At 67.3% G+C, this 14,135-nt stretch carries 16 protein-coding genes; 13 read left to right on the top strand and 3 right to left on the bottom strand.

Annotated features, from left to right (window positions below; all coding sequences use genetic code 11):
* The first annotated feature begins 223 nt into the window (after positions 1 to 223).
* Genes ACQVFL_RS02230 through ACQVFL_RS02200 form a run of 7 tightly spaced genes read left to right on the top strand, consistent with a single transcriptional unit; the run spans position 224 to position 6,969 of the window.
* Entirely contained in the window at positions 224 to 1,228 is a 1,005-nt protein-coding gene (locus ACQVFL_RS02230) for an NAD-dependent epimerase/dehydratase family protein (protein ID WP_431728491.1), read from the top strand.
* On the top strand, positions 1,225 to 2,223 hold the full coding sequence (locus tag ACQVFL_RS02225) for a hypothetical protein (protein WP_431728490.1): 999 nt from the start codon (positions 1,225 to 1,227) through the stop codon (positions 2,221 to 2,223). The genes ACQVFL_RS02230 and ACQVFL_RS02225 overlap by 4 nt, the downstream gene beginning before the upstream one ends.
* Positions 2,220 to 3,161 (top strand): glycosyltransferase family 2 protein, encoded by a 942-nt coding sequence (locus ACQVFL_RS02220; RefSeq protein WP_431728489.1) that lies wholly within the window; start codon positions 2,220 to 2,222, stop codon positions 3,159 to 3,161. Before ACQVFL_RS02225 ends, ACQVFL_RS02220 begins: the two co-directional genes overlap by 4 nt.
* The gene (locus tag ACQVFL_RS02215; protein ID WP_431728488.1) at positions 3,142 to 4,044 is read left to right on the top strand and encodes a phosphotransferase family protein; all 903 of its coding nucleotides are present in this window, start codon (positions 3,142 to 3,144) and stop codon (positions 4,042 to 4,044) included. The genes ACQVFL_RS02220 and ACQVFL_RS02215 overlap by 20 nt, the downstream gene beginning before the upstream one ends.
* On the top strand, positions 4,041 to 5,168 hold the full coding sequence (locus ACQVFL_RS02210) for a glycosyltransferase family 4 protein (RefSeq protein WP_431728487.1): 1,128 nt from the start codon (positions 4,041 to 4,043) through the stop codon (positions 5,166 to 5,168). Before ACQVFL_RS02215 ends, ACQVFL_RS02210 begins: the two co-directional genes overlap by 4 nt.
* Before the next feature lie 3 nt (positions 5,169 to 5,171).
* The gene (locus ACQVFL_RS02205; RefSeq protein ID WP_431728486.1) at positions 5,172 to 6,284 is read left to right on the top strand and encodes a glycosyltransferase family 4 protein; all 1,113 of its coding nucleotides are present in this window, start codon (positions 5,172 to 5,174) and stop codon (positions 6,282 to 6,284) included.
* A 16-nt stretch (positions 6,285 to 6,300) separates the two neighbouring features.
* Entirely contained in the window at positions 6,301 to 6,969 is a 669-nt protein-coding gene (locus tag ACQVFL_RS02200; protein WP_431728485.1) for a histidine phosphatase family protein, read from the top strand.
* Between the two features lie 119 nt (positions 6,970 to 7,088).
* On the opposite strand, the gene ACQVFL_RS02195 is transcribed toward ACQVFL_RS02200, so the two are convergent.
* Together ACQVFL_RS02195 and ACQVFL_RS02190 are read right to left on the bottom strand one after the other, a co-directional pair.
* The gene (locus ACQVFL_RS02195; RefSeq protein WP_431728484.1) at positions 7,089 to 7,298 is read right to left on the bottom strand and encodes a DUF397 domain-containing protein; all 210 of its coding nucleotides are present in this window, start codon (positions 7,296 to 7,298) and stop codon (positions 7,089 to 7,091) included.
* Positions 7,291 to 8,193, bottom strand: a complete 903-nt coding sequence (locus tag ACQVFL_RS02190) for a helix-turn-helix domain-containing protein (protein WP_117231286.1) — start codon at positions 8,191 to 8,193, stop codon at positions 7,291 to 7,293. The genes ACQVFL_RS02195 and ACQVFL_RS02190 overlap by 8 nt, the downstream gene beginning before the upstream one ends.
* A 681-nt stretch (positions 8,194 to 8,874) precedes the next feature.
* Here ACQVFL_RS02190 and ACQVFL_RS02185 point away from each other — a divergent pair.
* Positions 8,875 to 9,150: a hypothetical protein gene (locus tag ACQVFL_RS02185; protein ID WP_117229474.1), complete on the top strand. Its 276-nt coding sequence runs from the start codon at positions 8,875 to 8,877 to the stop codon at positions 9,148 to 9,150.
* Positions 9,151 to 9,181: 31 nt separating this feature from the next.
* Here ACQVFL_RS02185 and ACQVFL_RS02180 read toward each other — a convergent pair whose 3' ends face one another.
* Entirely contained in the window at positions 9,182 to 9,394 is a 213-nt protein-coding gene (locus ACQVFL_RS02180; RefSeq protein WP_431728483.1) for a hypothetical protein, read from the bottom strand.
* Positions 9,395 to 9,498: 104 nt separating this feature from the next.
* On the opposite strand from ACQVFL_RS02180, the gene ACQVFL_RS02175 reads away from it, so the two are divergent.
* From ACQVFL_RS02175 to ACQVFL_RS02155, 5 genes are all read left to right on the top strand, one after another.
* Complete coding sequence (locus ACQVFL_RS02175) at positions 9,499 to 10,128, top strand: GOLPH3/VPS74 family protein (protein WP_431728482.1); 630 nt, start codon at positions 9,499 to 9,501, stop codon at positions 10,126 to 10,128.
* Between the two features lie 99 nt (positions 10,129 to 10,227).
* Positions 10,228 to 11,721, top strand: coding sequence for an APC family permease (locus ACQVFL_RS02170; protein ID WP_431728481.1), 1,494 nt, complete (start codon positions 10,228 to 10,230; stop codon positions 11,719 to 11,721).
* A 14-nt stretch (positions 11,722 to 11,735) separates the two neighbouring features.
* Positions 11,736 to 12,389, top strand: a complete 654-nt coding sequence (locus ACQVFL_RS02165) for a GNAT family N-acetyltransferase (protein WP_431728480.1) — start codon at positions 11,736 to 11,738, stop codon at positions 12,387 to 12,389.
* Positions 12,386 to 13,147 (top strand): class I SAM-dependent methyltransferase, encoded by a 762-nt coding sequence (locus tag ACQVFL_RS02160; RefSeq protein WP_431728479.1) that lies wholly within the window; start codon positions 12,386 to 12,388, stop codon positions 13,145 to 13,147. Before ACQVFL_RS02165 ends, ACQVFL_RS02160 begins: the two co-directional genes overlap by 4 nt.
* Positions 13,148 to 13,160: 13 nt before the next feature.
* Positions 13,161 to 14,054 (top strand): hypothetical protein, encoded by an 894-nt coding sequence (locus tag ACQVFL_RS02155; protein ID WP_431728478.1) that lies wholly within the window; start codon positions 13,161 to 13,163, stop codon positions 14,052 to 14,054.
* Positions 14,055 to 14,135 lie beyond the last annotated feature (81 nt).

Here is a 14,135-nt window from a genome sequence, read left to right as displayed (position 1 = left end):
CCCCCAACTGGTCGTCGATCTGCGATGACCAGAGGGTAGTGGATTTCGACGGAAGTTCGCGTGGCCCGGTCCCACCGCTCTGTTGTCCGACGCACGTGGATTCGGACCACGGGTCGCGTCAATTTCCCGATGTCGTCGACAAGCCCAAACTCACCACGTGACCGACCACTTCTGACCTGCCGGGGGTCGAGGTGACGCGAACCGAAGAAGTTGAGGTGGGCATATGGTTGATCCGGTTCTGCGGCTTGGCGCAGATGGTGGGCTGAACGAGTCGACGATCGTCGTAACCGGTGGCGCCGGCTTCATCGGCAGCCACGTGGTCGCCCGGTTGCTCGCTGAGGGCGCGCGCGTCAAGATCATCGACGATCTTTCGACGGGCCGGCTCGAGAACCTGCACGACAGCCTTGGCGCCGGCCTGGCCGATGCGGACATTCGGATCTATGACGTGCGGTCGACCGATGCCGCCGACGCTATACGGCAGTGGCGGCCGGAGATCGTCGTCCATCTCGCAGCGCAGTCGAACCTGCCAGCCTCGACACGGTCGCCGCTCGTCGACGCGGACATCAACATCCGGGGAACGATGAACGTCCTGGATTCGTGCGCCGAGGCAGAGACCAGGCTCGTGGTGTACGCGGCCACCAGCGCGATCTACGGCACGGTGGAAGGCGACGCCGTGCCTGTTGCGGAGATCGCGCCGATCGCGCCGACCAGTCCGTACGGGCTGAGCAAAGCGACGGCTCTGAAGTACCTCGCCTGGTACCGACATCACCGGAGCGTCGACTACACGGCTCTCGTGTTGGGCAACGTCTACGGGCCGCGCCAAATTGGCCCGATGTGCGGCGTCGTCGGCCTGATGGCACAGGCCGCGATGGCGGGCGGGCCTTTGGCAATCTTTGGCGACGGTCACCAGACGCGAGACTTCGTGTTCGTCGCCGACGTCGCCGAGGCTGTGACCGCCGCCTGCACCACTGGCGGCCTCGGGCTGGTCAACATCGCTTCGGGCGCCGAAACGACCATCGCCGAGATCGCTGGGTTGGTATCTCGGGCAGTTGGCACCGGAACGCCGCGGCATGCCGATCCGCTGCCTGGTGAGGTGCGGCGCATGGCGCTGGACATCTCGCGGGCGAGGGACTTGCTCGGCTGGCACCCCACGACCCCGCTCGCGGAAGGCGTCCGGATCACCGTCCGGGCCGCACGGCGGCGCGATTCGATCAAGGAGGCGTCATGATGCACCCGCGTCGATTCGCGGTCGGACCGGTCGAGGTGCAGGTGACCTCGAATGAAGAATCGGTCCTCGACTATCTTGGCGAGTTCTACACCTCGACGGCTGCCGCCTTGCCGGGCCACGGCTGGACGGTCGACGCCCAGGTTGGCTTGCCAGAACCCGATGCGAACACCAACCAGTGGGGCGTCTCCTGGCGGATAGACCGCTCTGACCACACGGTCCGTCTGCGTGCCCAGGCCGCCGAAAGCCTCTCGATCACTGCCCGGAAGTGCGTCCGGGAAGTCCTGGTCGACCACTGCGAGCAGCGGCGGTACACGATGTTACATGCCTCCGCGGTCGTTGATGAGGCCCGCAGGATCGTTGTTGTCGGAGACAAGGGAAGCGGCAAGACCACCCTCGCTCTGAAGGCCGCTCTCCGGCACGGGATGAGGTATATGTCCAACGACCACCTGATCATGTACGAGCCTGATGGCGCGGGCACTCTCACGTTGACATCGCTTCCCACGCTGATTCCGCTCAAGATCGGCACGTTTCTTGACCTCGAAGGCGCATTGCCGGAGCCGTGGGATCGTGACGGGCTCGATGTCGAGGCATATCGCGGGTCGTCGAGATCCGAGGTCTACTCGCTCGATCGGCGCGTGCTCTACACCTACCGCCGTTTGGGTCACGACAATCCGATCACGGTAGACCTCCCCCGCCGCTCCCCGGCTACGACGTTGATCGTGTTGGCGAGCTACTCGTCGGGCGACGCGGGTGAACCCGAACCCGTCGCGGATCCCGTAACGGAGCTTCTCACTCACGTGCGTACCGATTGGATGTTCGATCCGACGCTGAACCAGCGGTACCTTCCGCGGACCGAGCGGGGGCGGGATGAGTACCTCGCTGACGCCCGCCGCCTCCTCACCGCCCTGGCCGAGCGGTCGACACTTGTTCGCTGGACTCACCGCGGCGATCCGGCCCCAATCCTGGCATTCGCCGCCAATCGGAGACTGGCATGAAACCCCTCGTCACCGTCGTGATCCCCACGTACAACCGACCGAGCCCTCTGCGGCATGCCCTGGCCAGCGTCGCCGCCCAGTACGCCGTACCCGGCTCCGTCGAGGTAGTGGTCGTCAATGACGGCGGCTGCGACGTGAGCACGGTCGCGAACGCAGCCCGCGAGCAGGGCCTCGTCGTCCGCCTCATCGATCTGAACCAGAACGGTGGTCTCCCTTCAGCGCGCAACGTCGGCATTCAGGTCGCACGAGGTGATTACCTCGCCTTCCTCGACGACGACGACATCTTCCTGCCCAGCCACCTCGGCACAGCCCTCGCAGCGCTGAGCACAGGGGATGCCGACCTCGCGTACACGGTGTGCGTCGTCCAGGAAGCGCGCGTCGACCCCGCGAACCCGCCGGCATTCAGTACCACTGCGACGTTCCCGTTCGATCCGGACCTGCTGTCGGTGGCCAACTTCATGCCGGTCCACACCGCGGTGCTTCGGCGCCCACCGGAGGCGGCCCGGTTCGACCCTTACCTTCCCGCGCTGGAGGACTGGGACATGTGGCTGCGTCTGGCCCGCGATCATCGTTATCGGTTCGTGCACATCCCGGAGCCCACCGTCGTCTACCACCGCATCGCGAGCGAGGCCAGCATGGTCGGCGCGACCGTCGGCGATGGGCATGCCCTCGCCCACTTCGGGACCCTCACCGAACAGATGTGGTGTCGCTGGCCCGCCCGCACGCCCAAGACGCAGCACTTCCGGCTGTACATCGCCGTCATGTACTGGCACTCGTTGGCGCGCCTGGCAGGCGGTCATGCGCTCAGCGACCAGTACTTTCAACGCTGCGTCGCAGAGATCACCGCGGTCTGGCACGGGGAGCGCTCCGAGACCGGCCTTCGCCAACGGATCATCGACTCGATCAAGGAGACCGCCGATGTCGCACACGCCGACTGATCTGCCTGGCTCCGCAGCCACGATCGGGCTGACTATCGACACGGTGCTACGCCGCACGGACAAGACCCTGCTGGCGCGAGGCTCGTTCCGCGGCGAACCGGCAGCGGTGAAGTATCTGATTGACCCAGATCCGTTCTGGGCAGCCAAGTGGCGACACGAGCTGGACGTCTACGAGGTCTTCGGTGACACCACCCCGCCTGTCCGCGTTCCTCGTCTGCTCCACACCGACCATGACCGGCTGCTGGTCCTGGAATGGGTCGACGCATCGCCCCTCGCGGCCGAACGCTACCCCCAGCGGGAGCTCGAGACCCGGGAGGTCGATGCCGTCCTGGACTGCATCACCGCGTTGAATCAGTGGACCCACCCCGCCGTCCGGTTCTCGCCCACCTTCGACTACTCCGAGCGCGTGGCTCGGTACCAGGCCAAGGGGTACCTCACTGAGGTCCAGCGAGAGGCTCTGGACAGTCTGCTGGCTCGATGCGACGCGCCGGCACAGCTCAATCACGGCGACCCACTGGCCAGCAACATCCTCCTCGATGCCAGCCGTTCCGACAGTGACGACGAGGCCGAGACCACGGCGGTTCTACTCGACTGGGAGTTCACCGGGCTGTTCCTTCCTGGCTTCGACCTTGCGATGCTTCACACCCAGGTCGGCGCACGAACGCCAGTGATCCGCGAGCGCATTGAGGCGATCGTGAGTGAGACGGGCATCGAGGCCGCATTCGTGCTCAACCTCGCTGTGGTTTTGACCCGCGAGCTACGCCTGCACCACGAACTGCCCGAGGACGACCCCGTCCGGACGCGGTGTCTGCCGATCATCGAGGTTGCCTGGAACTCGGCCAGCACCCGCCTCCAACGGCTCGCCACGGCGAGGCCAGCATGATCCACGTAGCCCTGGTCCACCGCGATCTTCACGAAGTGAGCCGCGGCGGCATCTGCACGCTCTACCGCTCCCTGGCCCGGCATCTCGCCAACCTGGGCGCATCGGTAACCATGATCACGCAGGAGTCACCCCACCCATTACAGGGAAGGGATGTCACCGTCGTCTCGCTTCCCCGCACCGAAGACTTGGTTCAACACCGCGAGGCCGTCGCCGACGCCCTCGACGCGGTCAGGCCCGATGTCGTCGACTGCTCCACCTGGGAGGCAGAGACCCTGCGGTATCTCGCCAAACCTCGCGAAGACCGAGCCCCGGTCCTCGTACGCGGCGAGTTCAGTGCCGTCCGCCTCGACGCGGGCGGCCTTGCTCGCGACGAACACCAACTCGTCCAGGCCGCCGACCAGGTCATCGCCGTCAGCCAGTACGCGGCCCAGGATCTCACGACGGAGTACGGCATTCCTCTGCCACTCGCGGTGGCCAACGGAGTCGACCGCGAACGGTTCCACCCTGGGAGGCCAACCACGCCCGCCAGCGGCTTCCACATCGACCTCGGGGCCGACGGCCACGTCGCGGGCCGCAGACCGATACCCGACCTCCTCGCGGCCGGAGAAACAGTCTCGCCATGGTCGCCTGATCCGGCGGGACGCCTCCGGCTCGTATGGGTCGGAAAGATCACGCCGATGAAGGGCTGGGACGTCCTCGAGACCGCCACGACCCGGCTTCGGGATATCGCGTCTGTTTCCGTGCTGCTCGGTCACTCACCAACGTTCGCGCCGGTCACATCAGCCAGCAGTGAACTCACCGTCCTTCAAGATCTGGACGACACCGACCTTCCGGGCCTCTACCGCGCGGCGGACTGGCTGCTGTCCACGTCGCGCTGGGAAGGCTTCGGCCTCGCCATCGCCGAGGCGCTCGCCTGCGGCACCCCGGTCCTGCTGCCAGAGCACCTCGGCACCGCACCAGAGCTGCTCGCCGCCAGTGGCGGCTACACGTACCGCGACCTCGATCACCTCGTGGACATCCTGACCCATGCCGAACGCCTGACCGGCCGCCTTCCCGACCACTTCAACTGGGCAGTCAACGCGGCCGAAAGCCTCCGGCTCTACCGAGCACTCCTCGGCAGGTGACCCGTGCGAATCTTGCTGATCGGCCCACACCACACCGGCGGAAGCATCCCGCCCTACCTCGACGTCTTCACCGCCGCGCTGCGATTCCTGGGCGTGCAGGTCGAGCGCCTCGGCTCATCGGGCGTGCCCTACGACAAGGAGCAGGACCGGTTCTGGACGGCCGAGCGCGTCCGCCAGGAGGCCGAGGGCCTGCTTGCCGACGTTGACGTGAACGCGTACGACCTGATTTCTGTCCACTTCGGAAATCTCGACGTCGAACAACTGCTACCCCATCTGTGGCCGGCCCGACGACCTCCGGCCGTCTACCACGTACACAGCCTCGACTGGGCCCTGTTCACCGACCACGTCCCCGAGCCGGACCTGCGCGAGGCGGTGAACAGGGGAGTCGCCGGAATGGACGCCTTCGTATGCTTCGGCGCCTACGGAGCCGAGCGCCTCGAAACCGTCGCTGGGCCCGACGCACCACGCCTTGTCTCCTGGCTGCCGACCACCATCCCATCGGGCACCTTGCCGAGATACCCGAAGGGTATTGCCGCAGACCTGGAACCTTCGGCCCGTCGGCCGCTTGGCAGCCTCTACGGCTACGCCGCCCCTTGGAAAGACACCGAGAACCTCATCGCCGCGTGTAAGCGGACGAAGGAACCCGGCCGCATCATCGTCGCGGGTCCGTTCTGGGACGACCCATCACAGGCAGGAATGGACCTCGCCGCCGAGGTCAGGGGCACCACGCATGGATCAACACAGCTGCGTGTCGAACCGACGTACCTCGATGCTGCCGCGCGGTTGGCGCTCGTCACGGCGACGGACTTCGCGATCTTCCCGTACCGCGCCCAGCCGACCTTCCAGGGCAGCGGTGCCATCGCCGACTACCTCGCCCACGGTGTGCCCGTCCTCGCAACGGACGTCGCCAACATGGCCGAACTGATCGGCGATGCGGGAGTGATCATGGAGCCTGCGAATCCCCAGTCGTTGGCCGACGCAGTCGATCGCTTCATCCGCGATGTTCAACACCGTAAAGCCCTGGCCAGCGCTGCCCGATACCGCGCCCGCCGCTTCAGCGCCGTCCACCACGCCGCCCGGTGCCTTCAGTTCTACGACTCCCTCATCAGACGCTGAGATGGGACCAGCGACCATGACACTCCCCGCTGAACTAATCATCGCGCGCCACGGCGAGGCTCACTGCAACCGCGAACAGATCGTCGGAGGCTCACAAGGGTGTAGAGGACTGACCGACCGGGGCCGACGCCAGATCGAACGGCTAGCCCAACGACTCGGTCAAGAGCACCACGAGCGCCCGATTCACGCCATCTACACCACGCCGCTGCGCAGAGCCCAGGAAAGCGCCGCGATCATCGGTGCATACCTCAGCATGGACGCCGTAATCGTCGCCGACCTCGCCGAGCAGGATTACGGCGCTGCCGACGGCCGGCCGTGGACCGACGTCGTCGCTGAGTACGGCGACATCCCTGCCCTCGATGCGGACCGTCCGCTCGCAGCCGGTGGCGAGACCTGGCGGGAATACCTACATCGGGCCACCATCGCCATCGGCGAGATCACAACCCGGCATGCAGGTGAGCGCGTCCTCCTCGTCGGTCACGGCGAAACCATCGACGCCGCCTTCCAACATTTCCTAGCCGTGCCTATCGACGTTCGGGCCACCGCAGCCGTCGCTGCGTACCACGCGAGCGTCACTGCCTGGGTGCAGCAACCGCTTTCGTGGACCCGCCCCTCAGCCGGTTGGCGATGGACCCTGACCAGCCACAACGACACCCGGCATCTGTTCGCAGACGCAGAGACGTGAACCGCCCCAGATCTGAACCGCGAGCCGAGGCCCCGCCCGGCGATAGCAGACCAGCGCTACGTCCGCTACGGGGCTGGCGCCTGGGAGCGCGGCGCTCCCAGGCAGCCTTTGCCGTTCGGTTACAGGCTGAGAGCGCCGTCTCGCACGGCGTCGGTGAAGGTCGTCCAACTCTTTGCCGTGACGGCGAGGTGGCCACCGTGTGGGTTCTTGCTGTCGCGCACAAGGACCGCGTCTTCGCGGTCCAGTAGGTTCGTCGCCACCTCGACGCAGTTTCCTCCGTTTCCGCTGCGGGTGCTCTTGCGCCAGATCGCGCCAGCCGAGTCAGCCACTGGTGTATCCCTTCTGTGCTTCCACGATCAGTCGTTTTGACGCCGTCTGGTTGAGGGCGCGTTTCTCCAGATCAGCCCACGCCAGCCGGTAGGCGGTGACCTCGTCGGGCTTGTTCAGGTACATCGCACCAGTCAGTGTCTCGGCGTACGCGAGCGGGGGTTCGAGCGGATCTCCGAACTCATTCGTGGGGAAGTCCAGGATGGTGAATGGCCCGCAGGCGGCCATGCCGCTGTGCACGCCCGCAGAGAACGGCACGATGCGCACGGTCACGTTCGCCTTGACCATCAGCTCCAGCAGGTGGGCCATCTGATCGGCCATGGCTCTCGGGCCGCCGACGGGTCGGTGGAGCACCGCCTGGTTGAGAATGACCCGGAGGTGCGGCGCGCGGGGGCGGGTGAGAAGCGACTGTCGCTCGACTCGTACCTGGACGCGGCGGATGATCTCGTCCTCTCCGAGGTAACCCGGTGGCACACGCGCGACCTGTTCGGCGTAGGTGGGGGTCTGGAGGAGGCCAGGGACCAGCTCTGACTCGTACTGGAGGATCGTCTCGGCGCTGTCCTCCAACGTGACGTACAGGCCGAACCAGGCCGGCAGCGCCGTCTCCGTGTAGTCATGCCACCAGCTCTTGCGCCGGCCGTTGCGGGTTTCGGCGGTCAGGGCTAGCAGGACTTTGGTGTCGTGCTCTCCCGCCCCGTAGATCTCTAGCAGCGCCTTGACGTCAATGTCGCGAAAGCGGACGTTCTCGTGGCCTTCTTCCCACCGGGCGATGGTCGTGCGGCCCTTCTGGAGTTGCTCGGCTGCCTGCTCTTGCGACAGCCCTGCGTGCTTCCGTAGCGCCTCCAGGCGACGCCCGATGTGGCGGCGTAGCAACGCCGAGCCCACTGCCTCAGACACCTAGCCCACCCTTTCGCTCACTTTGGGCGCGTGCTGCGCCCAATTAAAGCACGCATTTGGAGCGTGACCCTGAGGGGCGCACCCTCCATGACCTGCCCTTTTGCGGCTCAAAACAGAAGCGTCTCTCAAAACAGATACTCCTTGATGAGTAGTTGATTTCTGGGCATGCCCAAAGTGTAATGAGTTACAGAAGGGAGCTGACAGCCGCCGGATGGGTCATCACCTCAAGGCTGATCACGTCTGTCGGATCAAGCGGAACGCCACGAGCCGCAGGCTTCTTCGACCAGCTCAACGCCGAGTACGTGCGGGAAACGGTCCCGTCCGTGAGCCCAGATGCAGGGTCCGTCGCGCTTCCGAACAGGATGCCGCCTGCGTCCGCTGATCGGCTTGTGCGGTCGATGTCGGGGAGTGCCCGACCGCGTATCTCACACAGGAAGAGGTGATGGCAGTGCGCGTCAAGTGGTTCGTCTCCGCTGACGATGATCATTCGTTTAAGCCCTTCGGCATCGACAGCGCTGGCCCCGCCATGCTCTTCGGCCCCGAAAGTGGGGCCACGCACCCCGACGGCACTTCCGTGCCCGCCGATGTCGCCGGACACGATCACATGCACCGGCCGAGCCCCAGCCGACCGGCTTTGGCGCGCGACTGTGGTCCGCAGCCGGTCCGCCGAGGGGCACAGCCGTGAACCGCAGCCCGCAGCCTCTCCCCGACATCACGCCGGGCACCTTGCTCCTACTCGAAGCAAATGACTGGTCCTACGGGCGTGACCTGACCCCCGGTACTTCCGTAGCCATCGCTGTCACAGGGATCCGCGACCTCCTGTACCGCAGCGACGAGTGGATCTGGGTGCTCGGTCACCGGCCGGAGTGCGAGTACCCGAACGTGGACCGGCATTCGCCGTGCATGGAGGTGCGGGCCAAGATCGCCGCGCTGCACCGCCAAGTCGCCGCGTCATGACCAGCACCGACGACAGCGATCGGCCCGTCGATCACTTCGAGTCAGCGCGGAACACTGCGCTGCGCTCCAGCACTGCAACGGCGGTACCTGTTTCCACTGCCGGCAGGGCCGGTGTGGGCAGCACGCCTGGGCGATCGAGGAGCTTGGTCGTCATGCCGGCGGGCGGAAGCTCCTTCGGCAGCTCGGGTTTCCCCTTTCCTGTGACGATTCGATTGAGGAAGGTCAGCCGCGGTGAACGCCACACCTTTCGTCGCTCCGGACAGCTACCCGGAGTATCTGCGTGGGTATTCCGAGTCGGTGGGGCCGTCTCGGCCGGTGCGTGCGGTCGGTAGTGCCGCCGCTCCACCGATGCGTCTGGCGGATGAGTTCTTCTATTTGGCGCACGATGATCAGACGGGTCGGTCGCGTCTGTTCGAGTCCGCGACGGCGCATGGCCTGGCTGCGGCGTTGTTGGCGGAGTTGGGTTGGGAGGGGCGGATCACGGTCGTGGGCCGGCATGTGCGGGTGATCGACCCGTCGCCGCCGTCGGACTGGCTGCAGCATCTTGTCCTCGATCGTCTGCTGGCGGAGCCGCAGCACACGGCGACGCGGACGTGGTTGGCGTTCTTGGGCACCACCGCCTATGAGCAGGTGGCGACCCGGATGTGGCAGCTCGGGCTGCTGCGCCGGCACCAGGTGGGTCGGTGGTGGCGGCAGCGCACCGTCTACGTGCCGACGGACATGAACACCGCCGCCTGGTCGTGGGCCCGCCTGTCCTACCGGTTGCGTCACCACGAACGGTTGAACGCGTTCGACGTGACCCTCGGCGGGCTGGCGATGTCCACCCAGCTCGATCCGATCCTGCTCGACGACGCGCCCCCGCTCGCCCGCGTGCTCCTGCGCCGGCAGGTCGACCAGGCGTCCCTGCCGCTGCGGGAGCTTCTTGCTGATCTCGGTGCCGTCGTCGGTGGTGCCGTGCTGAGCCACCGCACCACCTGAACGCCACCACACCCACCCGCACCGCACCACCACCACTACTGGCTCGGCGTTGCCGCGCCGGCCGCTTGCTGACCCATTGAACCTTTGGAGAGAGAACTGATGTCTCACACGAGACCTGACACCGTGTCCGCTGTCCTGGCCAGGGGACGGCTCGGTATCCCGTCGGTGGTGTTCTTCGTGATCGCCGCCGCCGCACCCCTGACCGTCGTCGCGGGTGGCGCGACCACGGGGTATGCGGTCACCGGCGTCACCGGTATCCCGGTGTCGTATCTGGTGGTGGCGGCGGTGTTGGCGTTGTTCGCGGTCGGCTACGTGGCCATGTCCCGCCGGATCGTCAACGCGGGCGCCTTCTACACCTACGTCACCCGAGGGCTCGGCCGCCCGGCCGGTGTCGGCGCCGCCGTGGTCGCGCTGGTCGCCTATAACGCGATGCAGATCGGTCTGTACGGCGGGGCGGGCGCGGTGACCGCGCAGTTCCTCAACGACCGGTACGGCTGGCACCTGACCTGGTGGATCTGTGCTCTCGCCGTGTGGGCGGTCGTGGCCGGGTTGGGGGTGGCGCGGATCGACCTCAACGGCCGGGTCCTCGCCGTCGTCCTGGTCGCCGAATGCGTCGTCGCGTTGACGTTCGACGCGATCATGGTCGCCCACCCCGCCGGCGGGACGGTCAGCTTCGCCGCCCTCGCCCCGTCGCATGTGTTCGCTGCCGGGATCGGCGCGGCGTTGGTCACCGCCATCACCGGGTTCGTGGGCTTCGAGGGCACGGTGGTGTTCTCGGAGGAGACGAAGGATCCGCGTCGCACGATCGCCCGTGCCACCTACATCGCCGTCGCCGTGACCGGTCTGCTGTATGGGCTGTCGGCGTGGGCGATGTCGGTGGCCACCGGCCCCGACCGCATCGTGGAGGCGGCCCGCGCCGATGGCACGGATCTGATCTTCAATCTGGTGTCGCCGTACCTGGCCGACAGTGTCATCACCGTCGCCCGGGTCCTGTTCATCACCAGCCTGTTCGCCGCCCTGCTCTCCTTCCACCACACCGTGGCCCGGTACCTGTTCGCGCTCGGCCGGGAACGGGTCCTGCCCGCCGTGTTCGGTCGCACCAGCCGCCGTACCGGCGCGCCGAAAGTCGGCTCCCTCGTGCAGAGCGGCCTCGCGTTCGCGGTGCTGGTCGGCTATGCGGTCGCGGGGGCGGACCCGATCGTGCACCTGTTCTTCTGGATCACCGTCACCGGCGGCCTCGGCGTCCTGATCCTGATGACCGTCACCTCCGCCGCCGTCATCGGCTTCTTCGCCCGCATCACCCACACCGAAGGACCCTGGCGAACGGCGGTCGCACCCGGGGCCGCGACGGTCGTGCTCGCCGGGATCCTCACCGTCACCCTGCGGGAATTCGCCACCCTCCTCGGCGTGGCACCGGACTCGCCGCTGCGGTGGGCGTTCCCCACCGCCTACGCCGCCGCCGCACTACTCGGCATCGCCTGGGCGTTGACCCTGCGCACCACCCGTCCGGACGTCTACGCGGCGGTCGGCCTCGGCGCGGACAGCGCCACCGGCCCCCACCGCGCCCCCGACACCGTCCACCAACCCGCCTGACCAAGAGAGAAGCCGTGACCCGCACCAACAACAGACCACTCGTCCGCGCCGCCACGAAGGCCGACGCCGGGCCGCTGATCGCCGTCCTCGCCGAAGCGTTCCACCACGGACCCCTCGCCGACTGGCTCATCCCCGACCCCGACGAGCGACGCACCGTCTACTACCGCTACTTCCGCGATGCCCTGCACCACGGACTGGAACACGGGCAGGTCCACACCACCTCCGATCAGACCGCCGTCGCGATCTGGTACCCCCGCCCCGAACCCACCCCCACCGACCATCACCTACGGGTCGAAGTGCTGGAGCGCATCGCCGGCGTCTACGCGCCGAAGTTCGTGCTGCTGGAAGAGATGTTCGACGCCGTACACCCCGACACACCACACCACTACCTGGCCTACCTCGCCGTCGACCCCACCCGCCACAACCAGGGCATCGGCGCCGCACTGCTCACCGACCACCACCGCCACCTCGACCACCTCGGCCTGCCGGCGTATCTGGAGGCCAGCAACATGCACAACCGGCGGCTCTACCTGCGCCACGGCTACACCGCCGGACCCACCATCACCCTGCCCACCCACGGACCCACCATCTGGCGCATGTGGCGCGGCACCCCCACCACCAACGGCGGCCGGACCCCGTTCCCGCACACCACGCGGAGGAACCCATGACCACACCGCTGTCGACGCGTCCGGGGCCGATGCACCGACTCCTCGACCCGGCCATCCGCACAATCCTGGACCGACTCGACATCCAACCCCACCACGCCGTGTTGGAGATCGGCGCCGGCGGCGGAGAGATCACCGCCCGCCTGGCGCAGCTCGTCGGCCGCTACGGGCTGGTCACCGCCGTCGACACCGACACCAGCCGACTCATCCCGACCACCGTCATCGACGTACAGCGGCGGGACCTGGACCGAGAGATCCTGCCCGGCACCACCGACGCCTACGACCACATCATCGCCCGCTGGACCACCGGCCCACTCCGCGACCCCGTCGACGTGCTGGAACAGATGATCGCCCGGCTACGCCCCGGCGGCTGGCTCATCCTCGCCGACATCGCGCCCACCACGCCGAAGGTCTACCGGGCACCCGACGCCGACGACGACCCTTTGATCACCGCCGTCATGAACCGGGCCCGACACACCCTCTCCGGCGGCGACGACGCGAGCACGTGGACCGGCGACATCGAGACCCTGCTGGTCAACCGCGGCATGACGCAGCACTGCATCCACCTCGGCACCGAAACCTGGATCGGTAACCGGCCCGGTTGCCGACTCTTCGCCGACATCGTCACCCACCTACGCCCGCAACTGCTGACCCAGTTCAGCGACGACGAACTCGGCCGGTTCGCTGCCCTCATGGCCGACCCGCGCGTGCTCCTGACCTCCTACACGCACCGCCTCATCCACGCCCGCAAGAACGACTGAAAACGCGAACACCATGACGAAGCACACCCACCCAGCCCGCCGTCTCCTCCTGACCATGCTCCTCGGCAGCGGCGTTCTTCTCCTGCCCGCCTGCCAGCCCAGCACCACCGAAGCCCCTCGACCGGACACGACCGGCACACCCACCGCCGCAACGCGGTCAGCCAGCCCACCCACCAGGGCAGCGACCGACGACGGACTCACCGCAGGGCAGCGACTGGAGGTCCTCGCCGACACCCTCGGCACCACACCGGCCGACACCACCACCAACCTGCCCAAAACCTATCTGCACCTGCAAACCTGGACACGCGCGACGAACAGGATCGTCCGCAGCGACATCCGACGGTGGCGGCACGCGGACGGCTCCGGCCGCGAGGTCACCCGACGGGCACCGGACCTGGCGGGAGTGGACCACCGACCCCGACCCGACGAGCGGCGCCTGTTCGACCACGCCACTCCCACCACGCACCGACACCCGCCGGGAAGTCTGCACCCGTACCTCCCCGAGCCGGTCCCGGCCGACCCGGCACAGCTCGCCAAGCTGTTGGCACCAGCCGAACTGGCCGGCGAGCCCGCCTACCCCAGACTGCTCGCAGGCGGTGTCATCGGCCTGGCCACCAGCCAACACCTCAACCACCCCCAGCGGGCCACCGCATTACGTGTACTCGCGCGGATCCCCGGCATCACCTACCGGGGCACGACGACCGACATCGCCGGACGCACCGGCCTGGCATTCCACGTCACCGCCGACGGGTCCACCACCGTGCTGATCATCGACCCGACCACAGGGGAGCTACTCGCCGCACACGAACGCATCAGCGGCAGCATCAAGCCGGGCCTGTTCTCCTACGTCCTCATCCTGGCCCGAGGCCACACCACCGACGCCGTCACACCACCCACCGACAGGTGACCGGGTGACGACCTGACCAGCCGCCCCACCTGGACCCGAGCAGCAGGAGACGGCTGGTCTCCCGGCCGACGGCAGCGGACC

Origin of the sequence: Verrucosispora sp. TAA-831, from assembly GCF_050780145.1 — a bacterium.
GTDB lineage: Bacteria > Actinomycetota > Actinomycetes > Mycobacteriales > Micromonosporaceae > Micromonospora.
Note: the sequence above shows the minus strand (reverse complement) of the source record. Positions and strands in the feature narration are given on the sequence as shown.

What these genes read in the sequence shown, in the direction of transcription:
- ACQVFL_RS02170 (WP_431728481.1), top strand. Translation starts at nt 10,228, where the DNA reads ATGTCTCACACGAGACCTGACACCGTGTCCGCTGTCCTGGCCAGGGGA.
- ACQVFL_RS02220 (WP_431728489.1), top strand. Translation starts at nt 2,220, where the DNA reads ATGAAACCCCTCGTCACCGTCGTGATCCCCACGTACAACCGACCGAGC.
- ACQVFL_RS02160 (WP_431728479.1), top strand. Translation starts at nt 12,386, where the DNA reads ATGACCACACCGCTGTCGACGCGTCCGGGGCCGATGCACCGACTCCTC.
- ACQVFL_RS02155 (WP_431728478.1), top strand. Translation starts at nt 13,161, where the DNA reads ATGACGAAGCACACCCACCCAGCCCGCCGTCTCCTCCTGACCATGCTC.
- ACQVFL_RS02175 (WP_431728482.1), top strand. Translation starts at nt 9,499, where the DNA reads ATGCGTCTGGCGGATGAGTTCTTCTATTTGGCGCACGATGATCAGACG.
- ACQVFL_RS02210 (WP_431728487.1), top strand. Translation starts at nt 4,041, where the DNA reads ATGATCCACGTAGCCCTGGTCCACCGCGATCTTCACGAAGTGAGCCGC.
- ACQVFL_RS02225 (WP_431728490.1), top strand. Translation starts at nt 1,225, where the DNA reads ATGATGCACCCGCGTCGATTCGCGGTCGGACCGGTCGAGGTGCAGGTG.
- ACQVFL_RS02230 (WP_431728491.1), top strand. Translation starts at nt 224, where the DNA reads ATGGTTGATCCGGTTCTGCGGCTTGGCGCAGATGGTGGGCTGAACGAG.
- ACQVFL_RS02215 (WP_431728488.1), top strand. Translation starts at nt 3,142, where the DNA reads ATGTCGCACACGCCGACTGATCTGCCTGGCTCCGCAGCCACGATCGGG.
- ACQVFL_RS02200 (WP_431728485.1), top strand. Translation starts at nt 6,301, where the DNA reads ATGACACTCCCCGCTGAACTAATCATCGCGCGCCACGGCGAGGCTCAC.